Origin of the sequence: Kaistia terrae (assembly GCF_026344005.1) — a bacterium.
In the GTDB taxonomy this organism is placed as follows: Bacteria; Pseudomonadota; Alphaproteobacteria; order Rhizobiales; family Kaistiaceae; genus Kaistia; species Kaistia terrae.
This window is the reverse complement of sequence record NZ_JAPKNH010000002.1, coordinates 536,173-556,975: the sequence shown is the minus strand read 5'-3', so window position 1 is coordinate 556,975 and position 20,803 is coordinate 536,173. Positions and strand designations below refer to the sequence as shown.

Annotated in this window: 17 protein-coding genes; 10 read left to right on the top strand and 7 right to left on the bottom strand. The window is 64.5% G+C overall.

The genetic code is table 11. From position 1 onward, the window contains the following. Window positions 1–113: 113 nt before the first annotated feature. The 5 genes from iolG to OSH12_RS07740 all read right to left on the bottom strand — a co-directional run bounded on the left by iolG (window position 114) and on the right by OSH12_RS07740 (window position 5,377). Window positions 114–1,109, bottom strand: coding sequence for an inositol 2-dehydrogenase (gene iolG / locus OSH12_RS07760; protein ID WP_266342954.1), 996 nt, complete (start codon window positions 1,107–1,109; stop codon window positions 114–116). 82 nt (window positions 1,110–1,191) lie between these two features. Continuing rightward, on the bottom strand, window positions 1,192–2,310 hold the full coding sequence (locus OSH12_RS07755) for a Gfo/Idh/MocA family protein (RefSeq protein WP_266342953.1): 1,119 nt from the start codon (window positions 2,308–2,310) through the stop codon (window positions 1,192–1,194). Between the two features lie 32 nt (window positions 2,311–2,342). Next, complete coding sequence (locus OSH12_RS07750) at window positions 2,343–3,122, bottom strand: ATP-binding cassette domain-containing protein (RefSeq protein ID WP_266342952.1); 780 nt, start codon at window positions 3,120–3,122, stop codon at window positions 2,343–2,345. Continuing rightward, window positions 3,122–4,249 carry an ABC transporter permease gene (locus OSH12_RS07745; protein ID WP_266342951.1) on the bottom strand — a complete coding sequence of 376 codons (1,128 nt, stop codon included), beginning with the start codon at window positions 4,247–4,249 and terminating at the stop codon, window positions 3,122–3,124. Before OSH12_RS07745 ends, OSH12_RS07750 begins: the two co-directional genes overlap by 1 nt. A gap of 204 nt (window positions 4,250–4,453) precedes the next feature. Further along, complete coding sequence (locus tag OSH12_RS07740) at window positions 4,454–5,377, bottom strand: sugar ABC transporter substrate-binding protein (RefSeq protein ID WP_266342950.1); 924 nt, start codon at window positions 5,375–5,377, stop codon at window positions 4,454–4,456. Window positions 5,378–5,581: 204 nt separating this feature from the next. Between OSH12_RS07740 and OSH12_RS07735 the strand changes: the two genes are divergently transcribed. The 5 genes from OSH12_RS07735 (at window position 5,582) to iolB (ending at window position 13,081) form a co-directional block, all read left to right on the top strand. Then, window positions 5,582–6,421 (top strand): MurR/RpiR family transcriptional regulator, encoded by an 840-nt coding sequence (locus OSH12_RS07735; RefSeq protein ID WP_266342949.1) that lies wholly within the window; start codon window positions 5,582–5,584, stop codon window positions 6,419–6,421. A gap of 130 nt (window positions 6,422–6,551) precedes the next feature. Further along, a complete protein-coding gene (locus tag OSH12_RS07730; protein ID WP_266342948.1) occupies window positions 6,552–8,489 on the top strand; it encodes a bifunctional 5-dehydro-2-deoxygluconokinase/5-dehydro-2-deoxyphosphogluconate aldolase in 1,938 nt (645 codons plus the stop codon). A gap of 611 nt (window positions 8,490–9,100) precedes the next feature. Next, entirely contained in the window at window positions 9,101–10,948 is a 1,848-nt protein-coding gene (gene iolD, locus OSH12_RS07725) for a 3D-(3,5/4)-trihydroxycyclohexane-1,2-dione acylhydrolase (decyclizing) (RefSeq protein ID WP_266343345.1), read from the top strand. A gap of 356 nt (window positions 10,949–11,304) precedes the next feature. Continuing rightward, complete coding sequence (iolE, locus tag OSH12_RS07720) at window positions 11,305–12,189, top strand: myo-inosose-2 dehydratase (protein ID WP_266342947.1); 885 nt, start codon at window positions 11,305–11,307, stop codon at window positions 12,187–12,189. A 94-nt stretch (window positions 12,190–12,283) separates the two neighbouring features. Then, complete coding sequence (gene iolB / locus OSH12_RS07715; RefSeq protein WP_266342946.1) at window positions 12,284–13,081, top strand: 5-deoxy-glucuronate isomerase; 798 nt, start codon at window positions 12,284–12,286, stop codon at window positions 13,079–13,081. Here iolB and OSH12_RS07710 read toward each other — a convergent pair. Together OSH12_RS07710 and OSH12_RS07705 are read right to left on the bottom strand one after the other, a co-directional pair. Next, entirely contained in the window at window positions 13,078–14,187 is a 1,110-nt protein-coding gene (locus OSH12_RS07710; protein WP_266342945.1) for an FUSC family protein, read from the bottom strand. The genes iolB and OSH12_RS07710 overlap by 4 nt on opposite strands. Before the next feature lie 143 nt (window positions 14,188–14,330). After that, on the bottom strand, window positions 14,331–15,371 hold the full coding sequence (locus OSH12_RS07705; protein ID WP_266342944.1) for a LacI family DNA-binding transcriptional regulator: 1,041 nt from the start codon (window positions 15,369–15,371) through the stop codon (window positions 14,331–14,333). 177 nt (window positions 15,372–15,548) lie between these two features. Here OSH12_RS07705 and OSH12_RS07700 point away from each other — a divergent pair, with 177 nt between their 5' ends. From OSH12_RS07700 to OSH12_RS07680, 5 genes are all read left to right on the top strand, one after another. Next, window positions 15,549–16,643, top strand: a complete 1,095-nt coding sequence (locus OSH12_RS07700; protein ID WP_266342943.1) for a fatty acid desaturase family protein — start codon at window positions 15,549–15,551, stop codon at window positions 16,641–16,643. Window positions 16,644–16,952: 309 nt separating this feature from the next. Beyond that, window positions 16,953–17,279: a MocE family 2Fe-2S type ferredoxin gene (locus OSH12_RS07695; RefSeq protein WP_266342942.1), complete on the top strand. Its 327-nt coding sequence runs from the start codon at window positions 16,953–16,955 to the stop codon at window positions 17,277–17,279. A 4-nt stretch (window positions 17,280–17,283) separates the two neighbouring features. After that, entirely contained in the window at window positions 17,284–18,531 is a 1,248-nt protein-coding gene (locus tag OSH12_RS07690; protein WP_266342941.1) for an NAD(P)/FAD-dependent oxidoreductase, read from the top strand. A 478-nt stretch (window positions 18,532–19,009) separates the two neighbouring features. Continuing rightward, window positions 19,010–19,846, top strand: a complete 837-nt coding sequence (locus tag OSH12_RS07685) for a sugar phosphate isomerase/epimerase family protein (protein WP_266342940.1) — start codon at window positions 19,010–19,012, stop codon at window positions 19,844–19,846. A 71-nt stretch (window positions 19,847–19,917) separates the two neighbouring features. After that, on the top strand, window positions 19,918–20,700 hold the full coding sequence (locus tag OSH12_RS07680) for a DeoR/GlpR family DNA-binding transcription regulator (protein WP_266342939.1): 783 nt from the start codon (window positions 19,918–19,920) through the stop codon (window positions 20,698–20,700). Window positions 20,701–20,803 lie beyond the last annotated feature (103 nt).

The following is a 20,803-nucleotide window of genomic DNA, read 5'->3' as shown; positions in this document are numbered from 1 at the left end:
GTTTTCCTGACACAGGAGCAACGGAAGGTTTATCGGCCAGCAAATGCGTGTCAAAATGCACAAACGACGGCGGCGATCCGATATCGCCACCGTCTGCAGAAGAATATCGCGCCTCAAATCGAAACGGCGATCGCGCGCTTTTCCTTGACCGATTGCAGTGCCGCGTCGGCGAGAACCAGCGCCTTCCAGCCATCCTCACCCGACGGCGTCGCCGGGCCGCCATCTTTCACCGCCGCGACAAAGGCGGCGATCTCGTTGCGATAGGCTTCGGTGTAGCGGGTCATGAAGAAGTTCAGCAGCGGCTCGCGGCGATAGCCTTCGGCATTGGCGACCTCGACATTGGTGGCGCGCAGATTGTCGGCGCTGACCAATCCCTTCGAGCCATGCACCTCGATGCGCTGGTCGTAGCCATAGCTGGCGCGGCGCGAATTCGATATCTGCGCGATCCGGCCGGATTTCGTCGTCAGCACGACCGAAGCGCTGTCAAAATCGCCGAGCTTGCCGATTTCGGGATCGACCAGCACCGACGCGCTGGCATAGACGCTGACCGGCTCCTCGCCGAGAAGGAAGCGCGCCATGTCGAAATCATGGATCGTCATGTCGCGGAACAGCCCGCCCGACCGGCTGATGTAATCGGCTGGCGGCGGTCCAGGGTCGCGCGAGGTGATCGACACCATCTCGACCTTGCCGATGGCGCCGTCATCGATTTGCCGGCGCACCTCAATGAAGTTCGGATCGAAGCGGCGGTTGAAGCCGACCATCAGCAGCGCGTTCTCAGCCTTGACGACGGCAAGGCATTGCTTGACGCGGGCGACGTCGAGATCAACCGGCTTCTCGCAGAAGATCGCCTTTTTGGCCCGCGCCGCCTGCTCGATCATAGTGGCGTGCAAATCGGTCGGCGTCGTGATCAAAACGGCGTCGATATCCGAGGCGTTCATGATCGCGTCCGCCTCGCGCACTTCCGCGCCGGTCGAGGCGGCGAGCGCCTTGGCCGCCTCGGGAAAGGCATCGGCGACAGCGACGAGCGTGGCGCCCGCATTCGCAGCAATCGCTGCCGCATGCACCTTGCCGATGCGGCCAGCGCCCAGAAGTCCCAGTCTCACGGTCATGTCAAAGTCCCTGAAAGCTCATGCGAATTAAACAGTCGTCCGCGCCACCTCGACAGAGATGCGCGCCCCATCGGCGGTAGAATTATCCGGGCACGTCCACCCAGCCTCGCACCTCGTGCGAACGAGCCATGGCATGGACGCTTCGTTCGATCTGCAAACCCGTCTCGAACTCGATCAGATGGGCGGGCTCGCCGGCAATTCGACGCATCAGCTCGCGCGCCTCAATCACTTTCAAATCGTTGAAGCCGAGACCGTGACCGGGCGCCGGAATGAAGCGGTCATAGGGCGGATGAGACGTGCCAGTCAGGATGGTGCGAAACCCCTGCTCGGCCACGGGACCGCGCGCTTGGAACAGTTGAAGCTCGTTCATGCGTTCCTGGTCGAACAGCAGCGACCCTTCCGAGCCGAAGATCTGAATGGCGATCCGGCCCTTGCGGCCCCAGGCCGAACGGTTGACCAGCAGGCTGCCGGAAGCACCGTTTTCAAGCCGGAACAGGATGTTGGCGATGTCATGCGTTTCGACCGCACGGCTGCCGCCGTCGGCCAGCGGCCGTTCGGCATAAGGTTTTGCCATATCGACGACGACGCTGGCGATCCGCCCGACCAGAACGGAAAGCAGCGACAGCGGATGGACGGCAAAATCGTCGAGCGCGCCATAGCCGGACGCCGCCTCGCTCTTCCAGCCGAAGGTCGCGGCCGGATCGGCCATGAAGTCTTCGTCCATCTCGACACGGACATGGTTGACCGTGCCGATCGCCCCTTGCTCGATCAGCCCGCGCATGTGCCGGACGGCCGGATTCTGGATGTAGTTATACCCAAGCGCCGCGACTTTGCCGGAGGCCTTGGCTGCCTCCAGCATGGCGACGGCATCGGCGGCTGACGTCGCCATCGGCTTCTCGCACCAGACATGCTTGCCGGCTTTCAGCGCCGCGATCGCCATCTCGGCGTGGAACTGGTTTGGGGTCGTGATCGAGACGACATCGACGTCCGGATCCTCGACCGCAGCGCGCCAGTCGCCGGATGCCCGTGCGAAGCCAAGCTCTTCCGCCTTGCAGGTGGCGAGTGCCGCATTGGCCTCGCCCAGATGCACCAGCTTCGGCCGCGCCACATCGCCAAATGTCGGCGCGACGGCGTTCCAGGCAAGCGCATGGCACTTGCCCATATAGCCCGTGCCGATCAAGCCGATCCCGAGGGATTTCATGCTGGTCATTCCCGATGAAGGTAAGATGAGGTTTAGACGGTACCGCCGAGCTCGGACGACAGATCCGCCAGCTCCTTGCCGCCGGCCATCAGGTTCTGCAATTCATCCGCCGTGATCTCGCCGCGCGCCGCCGTGCCCAACGTCCGGCCACGGTTCAGCACAGTGAAGCGATCGCCGACAGCCATGGCGTGTCGAACATTGTGGGTGATGAAGACGACGCCGAGGCCGCGCTTGCGCACCATGTCGATATATTTCAGCACCATCGAGGTCTGCCGCACGCCGAGCGCCGAGGTCGGTTCGTCGAGGATCAGCACCTTGGCGCCGAAATAGACGGCGCGCGAGATCGCGACGCACTGGCGCTCGCCGCCGGACAGTGTGCCGACCGCCTGGCCGGGATCGCGCACGTCGATGCCGATCCGCTTCATCTCCTCGCGAGTGATACGATCGCAGAACCCCATATCCATGAAGCGGAACGGCCAAATCCCCTTCACCGGCTCCCGCCCCATGAAGAAGTTCCGCGTCACCGACATCAGCGGGATCATGGCGAGATCCTGATAGACCGTGGCGATGCCGGCATCGAGAGCCTGGCGCGGGCTGCTGAACTGGACCGGCTGTCCATTCAGGAACATCTGGCCCTTGGTCAGCCTGTGCACGCCCGCCATCGTCTTGATGAAGGTCGATTTTCCGGCGCCATTGTCGCCAAGCAGGCAATGCACCTCGCCCGGGTGGATTTCGATCGACACGCCGGCCAGCGCCACGACGGAACCGAAGTGCTTCTCAATATCGCGCATTTCCAGGATAGGCGTATCCATCACCGCTCTCCCGTCACACGCTTGCGGATGATGTTGTTGAAGAACACCGCCATCAACAGCATGCCGCCAAGGAAGACCAGATACCAATCCTGGTCGATGTTGGTGTAGGTGAGCCCGATCAGCACCATGCCGAAGATGACTGCGCCGATCGCTGCGCCGACCACCGAGCCGTAGCCGCCCGTCAGCAGGCACCCGCCGATGACCGCCGCGATGATCGCCTCGAACTCCTTCTGGAAACCACGTCGCGCGTCCGTCGATCCGGCGTCGAGCACGGTCAGGACGGCGACCAGGGCAGCGCAGCACGCCGTCAGAACGAACAGTGACGTCTTCACCCGTCGCGTCGGCACACCGGAATTGCGCGCCGCGTTCGGATCGCCGCCGGCGGCGAAGATCCAGTTGCCATAGCGGGTTCGCGACAGCACGACGGCTGCTAGCGCCGCCAGCACGACAAACCAGATGATCTCGACCGGAACGCCCGTCACCTTCGGCTGGCCATTTGGAAACTTGGCGATCCAGTCATGCGCGGCGAGCCAGGCGAACTGGCTCTCGAAGGCATCGCCGGCAAACAGCTTGTAGAAGAACGCGTCGAGCGGCGTATCCGTCGCCGCCTCGCGCACGCCACGGAGCTGCGTCGCGCCGCCGGTCGCCCATTTGAGACCGACCAGCGAAAGACCGCGCAGAACGAACAGGAAAGCCAGCGTAACGATGAAGCTCGGTAGGCCGGTATGAATGACAAGCTGCCCGTTCAGGAAGCCGATCGCGGCAGCGCAGGCGAAGGCCACGGCGATCGCCACCGGCAGCGGAAGGCCGAACGTCACGACGCAGGCCGCGAAGATCAGCCCTGCGAACGCCACCATGGAACCGACCGACAGGTCGAACTCGCCGCCGACCATCAGCAGCGAGGCGCCGATCGCCAGGATGCCGAGTTGCGCGGCCGGTGCCATGAAATTCATGATCCCCGACAGCTCGAACATAACCGGATTGGCAACGGCTATAAAAAAAACCGTGACGATGACGAGGCCGAGAATAGCTCCGAGCTCGGGCCGTCGAAAGATGCGCGTCAGCGCCGAGGCATGCTTGAGCCGCTCGTCCGCCGCCGCTTCGATCAAGCTGTTCCTGTCCATCATTCTCTCCCCGCCAGCGCGCGAACCTGCGCTCCGCAGGTCTTTCGAGGACGTCGCCCGCCGGCCGTCGGACGCAGCGTGCGACGGGAGACGAGGCGATTTCGTTCACGGCCTTGCCGGCCAGGTGGGGCCGAGAGACCGAAGCCTCTCGGCAAGCACGCCAATACGCGCGGGCATTTCGGCCCACGCACATTGGCTGGGGCCGGTCTAGCGGATGCCCTTGGCCGACAGATCAACGACCTTGGCAGCCGAATCCTTGGTCACCAGATTGGGACCGGACGGCACGTCTCCGCCGGGCATCAGGCCATACTTGCTGTGCAGCGCCAGGAACGCGACCGGCAGATAGCCCTGCAGGAACTGCTGCTGGTCGATGGCGAAGGCCGCCTTGCCGTCGGCGACGGCCTGCAGGAAGCCGGCCGAGAGGTCGAAGGTCGCGACATTGACCTTGCCGTCCATGCCGGATTCACTGACGGCCGCGACAGCGGGTTCACCCGCCAGCGAGGCATTGAGCGTGATGATTGCGTCGACGGTCGGATCGGAAGCCAGCGCCGCCTTGACCTTTGCCTTGACGTCGGCCGGATCGGCGGAGGTCGGCAGGACGGTCACGGCGCCGAAACCGTCGGTGAAGCCCTTGCAGCGCAGATCGAGCGCGACGTTGCCGACTTCCTGGTTGACGCAGAGGCCCTTCTTGCCGCCCATCGTCTTGAGCTTCTCGCCGGCGGCCTTGCCCGCGTCATACTCGCTCTGGCCGACATGCAGCAGCGCGCCGAGCTTCTTCGAGACATCCGATCCCGAGTTCATCGAGATGACGGGAATGCCGGCAGCGACGGCCTTCTGGATCGACGGTCCAAGCGCGTCGGCGTCGGGGATCGATACGACGATGCCCTCCGGCTTCTGGTTGACGGCGGCGTCGATCAACTGCGCCATGGCGACCATGTCGAAGGTTTCCGGGGCGCGGTAGTCGACCTTGACGCCCAGATCCTTGCCGGCCTCGGCGACGCCGTTCTTGACCACCGACCAGAACGGATCCGATGCCTGACCGTGGGTGACAACGATGATATCGGCATGGGCGGCAACGGCGGAGACCGCCAAAGCTGTGGCTGCCAACATCGCCTTGAGTTTCATCTTCATGACATTCCTCCCGAGAATGAAAAAATGCGAGATTCCGGCCGTTTTTGCTGCTCTGCGACCTCGCCGCATCGATATTCGGAATAAACAGACCCTTCACATCAATGCCGGAATATTCATTCCATCAACCCATATGCGCGTCAAGAGTTGATTTTCGCGCCGAAGTCAGGGAAAGCTGCGCCAAATGCGCAGGAAAGGCCCGCGATCATGACCATCGACGACAATGACGCCCTGCCGCCGCGCGATTTCTGGAGCCTTCGCAATTTGATGGTGAGCCGGAAGGACACGCTGCCGAAGCGCCTGGCCCAGGTCGCCATCTATGCCGTCGCCAATCCAGACGATGTCGCCTTCGGCACGGCGGCGAGCATTGCCGAGAAAGCCGAGGTCCAGCCCTCGACGCTGGTCCGCTTCGCCCAGGCCTTTGGATACCAAGGCTTTTCCGACCTGCAGGCCGTGTTCCAGGATCGCCTGCGCGACCGCACCTCGAACTATTCCGAACGCCTATCGTCGCTGCGCTCGCATGTCGCCGGCGACAGCAAGTCGGCGACACTTTTCTCTGGATTCTGCAAGGCAGCGGAACGGTCCGTGGGTTCACTGCGCGAGCGCGTGCAGGTCGAGCAGATCGATGAGGCGGCCGGATTACTGGCCCGCGCCGAGACGATCTACCTGATCGGCCAGCGCCGCTCCTTTCCCGTCACCTCCTATATGAGCTACGCCTTCGGCAAACTCGGCGTGAAGTCGGTCCTGGTCGGCTCAGCCCAGGGCAACGACCCGGAAACGCTCTCCTTCGCCACCCCGCGCGACGCCGCGATCGCGATTTCCTTCACGCCCTACGCCTCGGCGACGCTGAATTATGCGCGCCAGATCAATGAGGGCGGCACGCCGCTCGTCGTCATCACCGACAGCCCGTTCAGCCCGCTAATCCCCAAGATTGGCGTCTGGTTCGAGGTGGTCGAGGCTGATTATGAGGGTTTCCGCTCGCTTTCCGCCTCGATGGCGCTGGCGATGACCCTGACCGTCGCCGTGGCCGAAGCACGCCGCAGTTGACGGTTTGGATATTCCATATTGACGAAATCGCAGAATTTTTGTTTCACTGCCCGGTGTGAGTCAGGGGTGCGTTGAGGCCGTTTTCTGGTAACGGTCCGTCAGCCCCTCGTTAACCGGGACGGAGAATGCGATGACCGAGGCTCGTGGGGCCGAGACGGCGGCCCGACCGCTCGACGTGATCACCATCGGGCGATCATCGGTCGACCTCTATGGCCAGCAGATCTTCTCCCGCCTCGAGGACATCACCTCCTTCGCCAAGTCGGTCGGCGGCTGCCCGTCCAACATCGCGATCGGGACGGCCCGGCTCGGACTGAAGTCGGCCGTGATCACGCGCGTCGGCGACGAGCAGATGGGCCGCTTCATCCGCGAGCAGATGGTGCGCGAGGGCGTCGCCACTGACGGCATCGCCACCGATCCCGATCGCCTGACGGCGCTGGTGCTGCTGGCGGTCGAGGATGAAGGCGTCTCGCCCATGATCTTCTACCGCACCGACTGCGCCGACATGGCGCTGTCGGAAGCGGATATCGACGAGGCGTTCATCGCCTCGGCGGAGGCGATCGTCGTCACCGGGACGCATTTTTCGCGGCCGAACAGCGACGCAGCGCAGCGCAAGGCGATCCGCATTGCCAAGGCGAATGGCGGCAAGGTCGTGTTCGACATCGACTATCGCCCCAATCTCTGGGGCCTCGCCGGCCATGGCGATGGATTCGCCCGCTATGTGAAATCCGACCGCGTCTCCGACCAGCTGAAGTCGATCCTGCCCGATTGCGACCTGATCGTCGGCACGGAGGAGGAAATCCGCATCGCCTCCGGCGCCGACGACGTGCTCGGCGCCCTGAAGACGATCCGGGCGCTGTCGAAGGCGACCATCGTGCTGAAGCGCGGCGCCATGGGCTGCATCGTCTATGAGGGCGCGATCCCCGACGACCTCGAACAGGGCATCGTCGGCGAGGGCTTTCCGATCGAGATCTATAATGTGCTCGGCGCCGGCGACGCTTTCATGTCGGGCTTCCTGCGCGGCTGGCTGAAGGGCGAGGCACTGGAGACCGCCGCCACCTGGGCCAATGCCTGCGGCGCCTTCGCCGTATCGCGGCTGCTCTGCTCGCCGGAGTATCCGACCTGGGCCGAGCTTTCGTACTTCCTCGCCCATGGCAGCCCCCACCGCGCGCTGCGCAAGGACGCGGCGATCAACCACCTGCACTGGGCGACGACCCGCCGCGACCAGCCGGAGACACTGATGGCGTTGGCAATCGACCATCGCTCACAGTTGGAAGCGGTGGCGGACCGGCTCAACGTGCCGCGTGACAAGATCGAGGGCATCAAGGCGCTCGCCGTCGAGGCGGCGGCGCGGATTGCCAAGGGGCGACCTGGCTTCGGCATGCTGCTCGATTCCACCTACGGCCAGAAGGCGTTTCCGCGCGCTTCCGAACAGGGTTTTTGGATCGGCCGGCCGGTGGAGAAGCCCGGCTCGCGCCCGCTCGATTTCGATCATCTGCCAGATCTAGGCAGCCATCTGGCGGAATGGCCGATCGGCCATACGATCAAGTGCCTCTGCTTCTATCATCCCGACGACAGCGCCGAGTTGAAGGCGCGGCAGGAGCGCGAGCTTTTGCGCGTGGCCGATGCCGCCCGCACCGCCGGACGCGAGCTGCTGATCGAGATCATCGCCGGCAAGCATGGCGCACTCGACGAAACGACGGTGTCGTCGATCCTCGCCCGGCTCTACGAACTCGGCATCAAGCCGGACTGGTGGAAGCTGGAGCCGCAGACGAGCCCGGCCGCGTGGCAAGCGATCGAACAGGTCATCCTTGCCAATGATCCGCTCTGCCGGGGCATCGTCCTGCTCGGGCTGGAGGCGCCGGAGCATGAGCTGGTGGCCGCCTTCCGTGCCGCCGCCACGACGCCGCTGGTCAAGGGTTTTGCGGTTGGCCGAACGATTTTTGCCGAGGCCGCCGAAGGCTGGCTATCGGGCCGGATCGACGACGAGGCTGCGGTCGCCGACATGACCACCCGCTTCGGCAAGCTGGTGGCGGCCTGGGAAAGCGCGCGGCAAACGGAAGTGGCGTGAGGGTTTTGAGTACGAGGTTGCTGTGACACGCGGTCGTCATCCCTGCGAAAGCAGGGATCCATCCATCCGCCACCTCGGGCGTTTCGAGTAAGGGCCAACCCGGCTGAAATGGATCCCTGCTTTCGCAGGGATGACGACGACGGTGGGAATACGAGTGGCGCAAGGCGTTGGACAATTTCCTTCCTTCACCTCTCCCTCAGGGAGAGGTGGGCTCGAAGAGCCGGCTGAGGGTTCAGGGAACTGTCCGGTGAGGCCGTAAACCCTCACCCGCCGGCCTACGGCCGTCGACCTCTCCCTGAGGGAGAGATGAAGGAGACTGCGACACCGCACGGTGCCGCAAAGAGTTGAGCTAACGTCGGAACCACAACCTCCGGCGTCATCCCCGCGAAGGCGGGGATCCATGCAGCCGCGCCATCGGGCGTTTCGCACGACTGCGAACCCGGATGAATGGATCCCGGGTCAAGCCCGGGATGACGGCGAGAGTGGAAATGGCGCAGGCCCCTCCCCGAGGGAGCGCCGAAAGAATACCCTCTCCCGCGGGAGAGCCGAACAAGGGAGACCGCCGCAGACGACCGGGGCGGAGTGCTACAGAAAATGGGCGAGGAAATAGCCTGATGACCACCATCCGTCTCACCATGGCGCAGGCGCTGACGCGTTACCTCGCCAGCCAGAAGACCGTCATCGACGGCAAGACCGTGCCGATCTTCGCCGGCGTCTGGGCGATCTTCGGCCATGGCAACGTCGCCGGCATCGGCGAGGCGCTCTATCAGCATCGCGATGATCTGCCGACCTTCCGCGCCCACAACGAGCAGGCGATGGGCCACGCCGCGATCGCCTTCACCAAGGCGAGCTTCCGCCGCCGCATGATTGCGGTGACCAGTTCGATCGGCCCCGGCGCGACCAACATGGTGACGGCCTGCGCGCTGGCCCATGTAAACCGGCTGCCGGTCCTGTTCCTGCCCGGCGACATCTTCGCCAACCGCCGCCCCGATCCCGTGCTGCAGCAGGTCGAGGATTTTGGCGATGGCACGGTTTCGGCCAATGACGTGTTCCGCCCGGTCTCGCGCTATTTCGACCGCATCACCCGGCCAGAGCAGATCCTCGCCGCTCTGCCCCGCGCCATGGCCGTGCTGACCGATCCGGCCGATTGCGGCCCGGTGACACTGTCGCTCTGCCAGGACGTGCAGGCGGAAGCCTATGATTATCCGGAGGCCTTCTTCGACGAGAAGATCTGGACGCAGCGTCGGCCGCGTCCGTCCGAGGATGAACTGGCAGCGGCAGTCGCAGCCCTCCGCTCGGCGAAAAAGCCGCTGATCCTCGCCGGCGGCGGCGTGCTCTATTCCGGCGCGACCGAGACGCTGGCAAGCTTTGCCGAGGCGCATGGCATTCCCGTTGCCGAGACGCAGGCCGGCAAATCCTCGCTGCCGGCCGATCACCCGCTCAACATGGGCTCGATCGGCGTCACCGGCACCTCGGCCGCCAACGAGCTAGCGCTCGAAGCCGACGTCATCCTCGCCGTCGGCACGCGGTTGCAGGATTTCACCACCGGTTCCTGGTCGCTGTTCCAGAACGGCAAGACGATCATCGGCCTCAACACGCAGGTCTTCGACGCTACCAAGCATCGCGCCCTGCCGCTCGTCGCCGACGCACAGGCCGGCCTTCGCGAGATCGAGTTGCGGCTGGAAGCGTTGAGCGCGCCGGAGGAATGGACCAAGCGCGCCCGGGACGGCCGGACGGCGTGGTTCCTCGCCGCCGACAAGGCGACCGCCGCGACCAATGCGGCGCTTCCCTCGGATGGCCAGGTGATCGGCGCCGTGCAGCGGGCGTTGGGATCCGGCGCGACGGTGGTCTGCGCCGCCGGCGGCCTGCCGGGCGAACTGCACAAGCTCTGGCAGGCAGGCGCCCCCGGCTCGTACCATCTCGAATATGGCTATTCGACCATGGGCTACGAGATCGCCGGCGGCCTCGGCGTCAAGATGGCGAAGCCCGACCAGGAAGTCGTCGTCATGGTCGGCGACGGCTCCTATTTGATGATGAATTCCGAGATCGCCACCTCGGTGATGCTGGGGCTGCGGCTCACCATCGTCGTGCTCGACAATGCCGGCTATGGCTGCATCAACCGGCTGCAGATGGCCACAGGCGGCGCCAACTTCAACAACCTGTTCCGCGACGTCCGCCACGAGGTGATGCCCTCGGTCGACTTCACCGCCCACGCCCGAAGCCTTGGCGCGATCGCGACCAAGGTCGCCTCGATCGCCGAACTGGAAGCGGGCCTCGCGGCCGGATTGAAGAACGATCGCACGACCGTGCTGGTGATCGACACCGACCCGCTGGTCACCACGGACGAAGGCGGCCACTGGTGGGACGTCGCCGTGCCGGAAGTGAGCCCAAGGCCGCAGGTCAACGCCGCGCGCAAGGCATACGAGAAGTCGATCCAGGCGCAACGCGTGCTGGATTGAGGTCTTCCCTCACCTCTCCCTGAGGGAGAGGTCGGCGCACGGAGTGCGGCGGGTGAGGGTTTACGGCTTCTCCGGATGGGTCCCTAAACCCTCACCCGGAGCTGCGCTCCGACCTCTCCCTCAGGGAGAGGTGAAGAGGAGAGCATCGGGGGATGAGCAGAGACGTTCCGGGACGGAGAGCGTGGGGCGCAGAAAAAAACCCTCGGTCGTCATCCCTGCGAAAGCAGGGATCCATCCATCCGCCTGCGACAGGCGGAGGCATGGATCCCGGGTCGCGCTTCGCTTGCCCGGGATGACGGCGGAGTCCAGGTTTCAGAACGCAATCGACGCTTCAGACACAGAACGAGGAAACACCCATGATCCGCATCGGCGCCAACCCGATCTGCTGGTCCAATGACGACAAGCAGGACATCGGCGGCGACATTTCGCTCGAGCAATGCCTGTCGGAAGCCAAGGCCATCGGCATCGAGGGCATGGAGCTCGGCCACAAGTTTCCGCGCGACGCCGAAACTCTGCGACCGATCCTGGCCGGCTATCCGCTGGATCTCGTCGGCGGCTGGTATTCAACCTTTTTGATCGAGCGCGACGCCGAAGAGGAATTGAAGCAGGCCCGCGCCCATATCGACCTGCTGAAGGCGTTCGGCTGCAAGGTATTCATCGTCGCCGAATGCACCCGCACCATCCACGGCACGCAGTCGGCTCCGCTGTCGACCCGGCCGGTGATGACCGAGGTCGAATGGGGCCGCTTCACCGCGCGGCTGACCGAATTCGCCGACTATCTTTCCCGCGAGGGGCTGACGCTGGTCTATCACCACCACATGGGCACGGTGATCCAGACCGAGGCCGACATCGACCGGATGATGGAAGCGACTGGCCCGGCGGTGAAACTGCTGCTCGACACCGGCCACATCACCTGGGCCGGCGGCGACCCGGCCCGGCTGGCGCGGCACTATCGCTCGCGCATCGCCCATGTGCACACCAAGGACGTCCGCCCCGACGTGGCAAAGCAGGCGGCGGCCGGCGACTGGTCGTTCCTCGATAGCGTTTTGGCCGGCGTCTATACCGTGCCCGGCGATGGCGCGATCGACTATGTTTCCGTCTTCAAGCAGATCCCGGATTATTCCGGCTGGATCATCATCGAAGCCGAGCAGGACCCCGTCAAAGCGCCGCCGGCGCACTATGTGAAGATGGGATTCGACAATCTGAACCGGTTTATCGATGCTGCAGGACTGAAGCGGTAAGGCGCTGGATTCTCGTCGCGAACCGCCCCCTCTCCTGCCTATGCGGCGAGAGGGAAAGCACGGGTGTTGAAGGCAGACATATCGGGAGACCTTAATGGCAGACCTTCTCGTCAAACCGGCCGGCAACAAGGGACAGACTGTCCACGTCACGCCGCAATCGGCCGGATGGAACTATGTCGGCTTCGACCTTCATCGGTTGGCGCCGGGCGAGATGGCGCAGGGCAACACCAACGACCGCGAGATCTGCCTGGTGCTGATCTCCGGCAAGGCGCGCATCATCGTCGAGGATATCGATTTCAACATTTTGGGCGAGCGGATGTCGCCCTTCGACGGCAAGCCGCATTCCGTTTATGTCCCGGCCGATCACGACTGGATCGTGACGGCGACGACCGAGGTGACGCTCGCCGTCTGCTCGGCCCCGTCGAAGGGTGGCCTGCTGCCGCCCCGCCATATCCGGCCGGAAAAAGTTACGCAGGAAACCCGCGGGCGTGGCACCAATGTGCGCCATGTGACCAACATCCTGCCGGAGACGGCCAAGGCGGATTCGCTGCTGGTGGTCGAGGTGATCACGCCGGGCGGCCACACCTCGAGCTACCCGCCGCACAAGCACGACACCGACAATCTGCCGCTGGAATCTTTACTGGAGGAGACGTACTACCATCGTCTCAACCCGCCGCAGGGCTATGCCTTCCAGCGCGTCTATACCGACGACCGCTCGCTCGACGAGACGATGCTGATCGAGGACGGAGACGTGACGCTGGTGCCGAAGGGATATCACCCCTGCGCCACCATCCACGGCTATGACCTCTATTATCTCAACGTCATGGCCGGGCCCACGCGGACGTGGAAGTTCCACAACGAACCCGAGCATGAGTGGCTGCTGAAGCGCTAACCCTCGGAAGCCGGCGGAGGCTCGGCGCTGCCACGGCTGCGCCGAGCCCAGGCGTCGACGCAGATCGCCGTCACCAGCGCCAGCAGGCCGCCGATCACCGTCGCGGTGATGCGATGCTCGACGACCTCGATCTCCGGCAGGCCGGCAAGCGACACCAGGAAGGCGACGCAGGCGGTAACGGTGGCGACGAACGCGGCATAGCCGGAGCGCTGCATCGAATAGGCGAGGCCCGCCAGCACGACCACCAGCACGGCCAGCAGGCTTTCGTCCGGCCTGAGCAGGGCGGCGATCAGCGTGGCGATGCCGGCGCCGGCGACCGTGCCGCAGATACGGAAGACGACGCGCTCGATCGTCTTGTCGGATTGCGGCTTCAGGATGATCAGCGCCGTCACCGGGATCCAGTAGCCGTTCGGGATATCCGCGGTCTTGGTCATCAAGGTCGTCACCACCGCCAGGATCGCGGTCGCGATAGCGATCCGGAGCGTATCCGAATGGCCGGTAAGGCGGCGCCCCATCACGGCGAACAGGTCTTGCCAGCGCTCGGTGCCGTCATGTTCGCGGATGATCGACGATTTGCCGGCCAGCGCCCAGACGATCGTCACCACCAGGATCTGCAGCAGGCCGCCGCTGAAGATCAGGGCGGCTCGGCCCAGCGCGCCCATCATATCGGAGGGAAAAGCGTCGGCGACGAAGAAGGCGATCGCCCATTGCAGCGTGATCCACCAAGCCCCCGGCCCGGCCGCATTGGCGCCGCCGCACAGCGCACCGAAAACGGCTGCGAACAGCAGCATCAACGGCATGTAGCTGCCGGAAAACGACCCAACCCACGCGGCCACGCTCATGCCGACCATGGCGAGGATCATCGGCGCGGCGCGCACCGCCGTGAAGCGCTGGAACGCGCCGAAGCCGACCGAGAAGGCGCCGCTGGCCGCGACGAGGCCGAAATCCGGGCTCCCGAACCAGATGCCTGCGGCGAGGCAGATGGCTATCGCCGGCATGCAGGCGATGACCGTTTCCGGCCGGATATCGCCACGGCGGAAGGCGAACATCTCCTGGCTATAGCGACGAACCGGGATCCGGCCGCGAAGAAGACGATGGACGATCACGCGGCTCACCTGTTCCCGAGAATTACTAGAATTGATCGCATGGCGGGATCGCGCCAGTGGCGGAACGATGCGATTAACGATGCGATTCTTGCGGGGATGCGCAGCGCCGTTCCACCCTAACCCCGTTTATCCGCTCGCGCTCATCAGACATTCTCGGAAACGTAGAGCTCAAAGGACAACAGAATACGACTATCCGTCTCGCCCGCCCCGCCCGCGACGGCGCGGCTCAGGATCTCGACCGCCTTTTCCGCCAAGGCGTGCACGGGCGTCGCGATCACGGCGTCGAGCACGCCGTCGACCAGCGCCGCTCGCGTCTCCGGCACAAGCTCGTTGCAGACGGCGATGATGCGACCGGCGGCCCCGCTTTCGCGCAGCGCCGAGATCAACCCGGCCATGCCGCCGCCGGCGACATAGATGCCGACGAGATCGGGATTGCGCCGCAGAAGCTCGAGCGTGCCCTCATGCGCCAGATGCGGATCTTCCAGATTGGCCAGCGGCTCCAGCAGGCGAAATTTTGGCGCATGCTCACGAAAATAGCTGCGAAAACTGATCTCGGAGAGTTCGTGGCCGACATAGCGATGGCTGCCGACGAAGATGCCGACACTGCCCGGCTTTTTCGCCAGCCGCGAAATCGCCCAGGCGGCGGTGCGGCCGGCCTTGCGGTAATCGATGCCGACATGGCCGATGCTTCCCGGCGCCGACAGCTCGGACAAAAGCGTCATCACGCCAACGCCGCGCGCGGCCAGCGTCTCGACCGCCTCCGTCACCTTGGGATGATCGGCGGCGACGACCGCGAGCGCATCGACGCGTGCCCCCAGCGCCAGCAGCTTTTCCGCCACCGTGCCGGCCGAGATATCCTCGACAAACTCGACGATCGGTTTTCCGCGCAGGCCGGGAGCCGCCCGCGTCGCCGCGACCAGCGCCGCAGCCATGTCCTGATAGAAGGCATCGGCCCGGCGCTGCAGCAGGAAGCCGAAGGTGCGGTTCGGCACGGTTTCTTCCAGCCGGCGCTTCAAAAGGCCGGTGCCGTGGTAACCGATCGCTTCAGCGGCGGCGAGCACGCGCTCGGCCGTCTCGCGCTTGACCGGCGCGCGCTGGTTCAGCACGCGATCGACGGTGGCGACGCCGACCCCGGCGGCCAAGGCCAGGTCGCGGATCGTGGGCCGGGTCACGCCGTCCATCATGTCCGGTTCCTGATAGTTTCTATCATCAACACGCGCCGCATCCTTGAGCTTTCATGAGAGATTCTATCATCGACTGATTGAGCTTGGAACAGGTGAAGACTAGACTCATTCCCGACATCGAAAAGGCGCGCCTCCGCTCGCGGAACGGCACAAAAGCGCGATGCGGCGGAGGAACGGATGACCACCGAGACGGTTCAGCGCGATTACTCGCTTGTCGGGCGCGACACCAAGCGGGCCGAGGAAAACGGCCTCGCGGCGGCGCAGTGGTATCAATGCCCGATCCCGCGCAAGGAACTGAAGGAGCTGATGAAACGCTCCGACGGACCGGCGCTGCGCGACACGGCGATCTGGTTCGCGGCGCTCTTCCTCTCCGGCCTCGGCGGCTATTATTTCTGGGGCACGTGGTGGGCCGTGCCGTTCTTCCTCGTCTATGGCGTGCTCTATGGCTCGTCGTCGGACTCGCGCTGGCACGAATGCGGCCACGGCACCGCCTTCAAGACGCGCTGGATGAACGACGTCGTCTATCACATCGCCTGTTTCATGATCCTGCGCGAGCCGACTGTCTGGCGCTGGAGCCATACGCGCCACCACACCGACACGATCATCGTCGGCCGCGACCCCGAAATCGCCGTGCCGCGCCCGCCGGATATTCTCGGGCTCCTGCTCAACGTCTTCGCGCTGAAAAGCACGGTTGCCGCCTTCAAGAAGCTGTTTTTGCACGCGGTGGGGAAGCTGACGGACGAAGAGTTGACCTACATCCCCGAGATGGAGCGTTCGAAAGTCTACTGGGTGGCGCGGCTGTATCTGGCGATCTTCGCCGCCGTCGCAATCTGGTGCGTTGCCATCGGCTCGATCCTGCCGGCGATGTTCATCGGCCTGCCGACGCTCTATGGCGGCTTCTTCACCATCATCTTCGGCCTGACGCAGCATGCCGGCCTCGACGAGGACGTTCTCGACCATCGGCTGAACAGCCGCACGGTCTACATGAACCCGGTCTATCGGTTCCTGTACCTGAACATGAATTATCACGTCGAACACCACATGTTCCCGATGGTGCCCTATCACGCGCTTCCAAGACTGCACGCGGCGATCAAGGACGATTGCCCGACGCCCTATAACGGCCTCCGGGAAGCCTATGCCGAGATCATCCCGGCGCTACTGCGCCAGGTCCGGGAGCCCGGTTATTTCGTCAAGCGCCAGCTTCCCAATCCGGAAAAGTCAGTGCCGCACAATCACGGCACGCAGTTCGTCCAGGCCGTGCCGGCGGAGTGAGAGGGCAAGCAAGCCCCTCACCCAACCCTCTCCCGCAGGCGGGCGAGGACTTATCGAATGCAGGCCGGTCGACCCACCTCCACCATCATCCGGAGGTGCTTCGCGTGAGCGAAGCCTCGAAGGAGGGTCCAGGAAGCACCCACTTGCTGAAGCGAAATCGAGTAGTCCGCGCCTCAGGACCGATATCGGGAGGTTCCCCTGGAGCCTCCTTCGAGGCCCGGCCTCGCCGGGCACCTCAGGATGATGACTTTGATTGACCGACGTCTCTCTCGTGGGGCGGCGGCAAGAAGAACCAGTGAGGAGACCACCATGAACACCGCCGCCACGAACTGGATCGCCGCCTGCGACGCCGACGAGATCGACGAGGAGGACGTCATGCGCTTCGACCATGACGGCCGCACCTATGCGATCTATCGCTCGCCCGACGACGAGTATTTCGCCACTGACGGGCTCTGCACGCATGAGCAGATCCATCTCGCCGATGGCCTTGTCATGGACCACATCATCGAATGCCCGAAGCACAATGGCCGCTTCGATTATCGCACCGGCCAGGCCAAGGGCGCGCCGGTCTGCGTCAACTTGAAGACCTATCCGGTCAAGCTCGACGGCGGCAAAGTCTTCCTCGGTCTGGCGTAAAATCATGGCGGGCGGAGCAAAGCCGGAATTCATCGTGATCGGCGCGGGCGAGGCCGGCGCGCGCGCCGCCATGGCGCTGCGCGAGAATGGCTTTGCCGGCAAAGTGACGATCCTCGGCGACGAGGCGCATCGCCCCTATGAGCGCCCGCCCCTCTCCAAGGCGGCGCTGACCGACGCGGACGAACCGCAGGCGGCCTTCATCCTGACGCCCGACCGGCTCGACGAACACGGCATCGCGCATCGCGCCAACGCGCCCGTCACGACGATCGACCGTGCCGCGCATGAAGTGCATCTCGAGACTGGCGAGCGGCTTCGCTATGACCGGCTGCTGATCGCGACAGGGGCGCGGGCGCGAAAGTTGGCGCTGCCCGGGGCGACGCCGGAAAGTGTCCACTATCTCCGCACCTTCGAGGAGGCGCGCGCCCTGCGCTCACGCCTCACGCCGGGCTCGCACATCGCCATCATCGGTGGCGGGTTTATCGGGCTGGAACTCGCGGCATCCGCGCGTGCAAGAGGCGCGGAGGTGACGCTGATCGAGCTGGCGCCCCGCCTGCTTGCCCGCGCAGTACCGGCAGCGATCGCCGGCGTGATCGCGGCACGGCACGAGGCGGCGGGTGTGCGACTGCTGCTTGGCACCGGCATCGAACGGATCGAGGCGGTGGGAGAGCGCCACGCCATCGTGCTTTCCACCGGCGAGCGGATCGTCTGCGACGGCATTTTTGCCGGCATCGGCGCGGTGGCGGAAACGGCTCTTGCCGAACGCGCCGGGCTCGCCATCGAAAACGGCATCGCCGTCGATGAGCGGCTGGCGACAACCGATCCCGACATTTTTGCCGCCGGCGATTGCTGCTCATTCCCGCACGCTCTCTATGGCGGACGGCGGCTGCGGCTGGAAGCCTGGCGCAACGCGCAGGACCAGGGCAACGCGGCGGCAAAGGCCATGCTTGGCGGTAGCGATGCCTATGACGCGGTGCCGTGGTTCTGGTCGGATCAGTATGATTTGACGCTGCAGATCGCGGGCCTCGCCGATGAAGGTTCCGAGACGGTGACAAGGGATCTTGGCGATGGCGCCAGGCTGGATTTCCACCTCGCGGCGGACGGAAGGCTGGTCGCCGCCAGTGCTGTCGGCCCAAACGGCAAGATCGCTAGAGAAGTGCGACTGGCTGAGATGTTGATCGCGAAACGGGCGATGCCGGACAAGGCGGCGCTGGCGGATGTGAGCGTGAAACTGAAGGGATTGCTGGCAGGGTGACGGAAGCAAGCCCCTCACCCAACCCTCTCCCGCAAGCGGGCGAGGGCTTTTCCGGCCGGCGCTCTTCATCGAGTTCGTTGCTGCAACCGACGCGATGCACCCCCTCGCCCGCTCGCGGGAGAGGGATGGGGTGAGGGTCTTCTGGTGGAATCCCGATGACACAACAGAATGGATCCCGGCTCGGAGGCCGGGATGACGGCGAGCGCGGGGCGACGCCGGAGTTCTGCTAGGAGACAGAGCGTTGAGACCATCCTTCAGCCTGCCACTCACTTCGCCCCACCCTCCGTCGTCATTCCTGCGAAAGCAGGAATCCATGCAGCCGCAGCCTCGACCCGATGTCGCTCAACCTCCCGATGTCGCAGCTGATTGGCTTCCGCCGCGGGGCCGGGATGACGGCGGACCTGTGACGACGGCTGTCGACCACACCTCCAACCAGCGCTAAAACCTCTTTCAACCCATCCACTCCGGAGCCCCAAAAATGCAACGCCTGCTCGTGTTTGAATCGCTCTGGGGCATGCAGCGCCTGAAGGGGCGCGGCGCGGATCTACCGCTCGCCGACATGGTCGCGGAAGCCGCCGCTGCCGGCTTCGACGGCGTCACCAATCTGTTCTTCACAAAGGAACTGGCCGCCCCGCTGGCGCAGGCGGCGAGCGACAACGGCATCCAGGTCGAGGGTCAGTGCTTTCCAACCTCGATCGAGGAACTGAAGCCGGCGTTGGAACTCGCCAATCATTTCGGCATCCATCACTTGACCATCCAGCCGGATGTGCGCCCGCGAGCCCTGACCGAAAGCCTGCGCATTCTCGAAGGCTGGAACCGGATGGCCGAGGATTCCGACGTGCCGGTCTATGTCGAGACGCATCGCGGCCGCATCACCAACGATCTGCTGGTGACGCTCGATATCCTCGACGCCATGCCGGACTTGAGACTGCTCGCCGACCTGTCGCATTTCATGGTCGGGCGCGAATTTCCGGAGCCGCCAGTGCCGAAGGAAATGGACGACCAGATCCGTAGAGTTCTCGACCGGTCCTGGGCAGCGCATGGCCGCGTCGCCTCGCCGGAACAGGTTCAGGTCGAAATCTCCTTCCCGCACAACAAACCCTATCTCGACCAGTTCCTCACCTGGTGGGGATATCTGTTCGAAAGCTGGAGCCGCCGCGCCGGGCCGAACGACACGCTTTCCTTTACCTGCGAATTGGGTCCGAAGCCCTATGCGATCAGCGGACCCGACGGCTTCGATCAGTCGGATCGCTGGCAGGAGGCCTTGATGCTGAAGGATCTGGTGCGCGAGCTTTGGGAAAAGACCCCGCGCTGAGGGATGCGGTCAGGCGATTGCGGTGCTAGTTTCGTTTTTCGGTTGAATCGAAACTTTCGAAAGCCAAGCGCATGCTGCCATCGCGCCAGACCGCCATTCTCGAAATCGCCAAGCAGCGCGGTCGCGTCCTCGTCGACGAACTGGCCGTGCAATTCGCCGTCACGCCGCAGACGATCCGCAAGGATCTGAACGATCTTTGCGATCGCAAGCTGATGGCGCGGACGCATGGCGGCGCCATCCTCGCTTCCGGCGTTGAGAATGTCGGCTATGAGGCGCGCTCGCAGATCGCCGCCCGCGAAAAGGCGGCGATCGGCCAGGCAGTGGCGGAACGGATCCCCAACGACGCCTCGCTGTTCATCAATATCGGTACCACGACCGAGGCCGTCGCACAGGCGCTGCTGCAGCATCAGGGCCTGATGGTGATCACCAACAACATCAACGTCGCCCACATCATGCGCCCCTATCCGCAGATCGAGGTGGTGATCGTCGGCGGCGTCGTGCGCAGTTCGGATGGCGGCATCGTCGGCGAGGCGGCGATCGACTTCATCCGCCAGTTCAAGGTCGACTATGCCATTGTCGGCACCTCGGCGATCGACGAGGACGGCTCCCTGCTCGATTATGATTTTCGCGAAGTGAAAGTGGCGCAGGCGATCATCGCCAATGCGCGCCATGTCATTCTGGCGTCGGATTCGACCAAGTTTTCCCGAACCGCCCCGGTGCGGATCGGCAGCTTGAAGCAGATCCACACCTTCGTTACCGATGTCTGCCCGAGCGAGTCCGTTCGCGCGATTTGCGCCGACAACGAGGTCGAGTTGATCGAGGCTCTGCCGGAATCGGCCCGCCAGGACGATTGAGCGCTGCGGCGCACGCGCCCCGCCCCATGCCGTTTCTCCGCTGAATCCGTCCGCGAAGCCGCAGTCTGCGCGCTGGTCACGGCTTGCCCGCGTCGAAGCGGGT

Excerpts from the sequence above, each read along its gene's own strand:
- iolG (WP_266342954.1), bottom strand. The coding sequence starts at position 1,109 with ATGACCGTGAGACTGGGACTTCTGGGCGCTGGCCGCATCGGCAAGGTG.
- OSH12_RS07755 (WP_266342953.1), bottom strand. The coding sequence starts at position 2,310 with ATGAAATCCCTCGGGATCGGCTTGATCGGCACGGGCTATATGGGCAAG.
- OSH12_RS07750 (WP_266342952.1), bottom strand. The coding sequence starts at position 3,122 with ATGGATACGCCTATCCTGGAAATGCGCGATATTGAGAAGCACTTCGGT.
- OSH12_RS07745 (WP_266342951.1), bottom strand. The coding sequence starts at position 4,249 with ATGATGGACAGGAACAGCTTGATCGAAGCGGCGGCGGACGAGCGGCTC.
- OSH12_RS07740 (WP_266342950.1), bottom strand. The coding sequence starts at position 5,377 with ATGAAGATGAAACTCAAGGCGATGTTGGCAGCCACAGCTTTGGCGGTC.
- OSH12_RS07735 (WP_266342949.1), top strand. The coding sequence starts at position 5,582 with ATGACCATCGACGACAATGACGCCCTGCCGCCGCGCGATTTCTGGAGC.
- OSH12_RS07730 (WP_266342948.1), top strand. The coding sequence starts at position 6,552 with ATGACCGAGGCTCGTGGGGCCGAGACGGCGGCCCGACCGCTCGACGTG.
- iolE (WP_266342947.1), top strand. The coding sequence starts at position 11,305 with ATGATCCGCATCGGCGCCAACCCGATCTGCTGGTCCAATGACGACAAG.
- iolB (WP_266342946.1), top strand. The coding sequence starts at position 12,284 with ATGGCAGACCTTCTCGTCAAACCGGCCGGCAACAAGGGACAGACTGTC.
- OSH12_RS07705 (WP_266342944.1), bottom strand. The coding sequence starts at position 15,371 with ATGATGGACGGCGTGACCCGGCCCACGATCCGCGACCTGGCCTTGGCC.
- OSH12_RS07700 (WP_266342943.1), top strand. The coding sequence starts at position 15,549 with ATGACCACCGAGACGGTTCAGCGCGATTACTCGCTTGTCGGGCGCGAC.
- OSH12_RS07695 (WP_266342942.1), top strand. The coding sequence starts at position 16,953 with ATGAACACCGCCGCCACGAACTGGATCGCCGCCTGCGACGCCGACGAG.
- OSH12_RS07690 (WP_266342941.1), top strand. The coding sequence starts at position 17,284 with ATGGCGGGCGGAGCAAAGCCGGAATTCATCGTGATCGGCGCGGGCGAG.
- OSH12_RS07685 (WP_266342940.1), top strand. The coding sequence starts at position 19,010 with ATGCAACGCCTGCTCGTGTTTGAATCGCTCTGGGGCATGCAGCGCCTG.
- OSH12_RS07680 (WP_266342939.1), top strand. The coding sequence starts at position 19,918 with ATGCTGCCATCGCGCCAGACCGCCATTCTCGAAATCGCCAAGCAGCGC.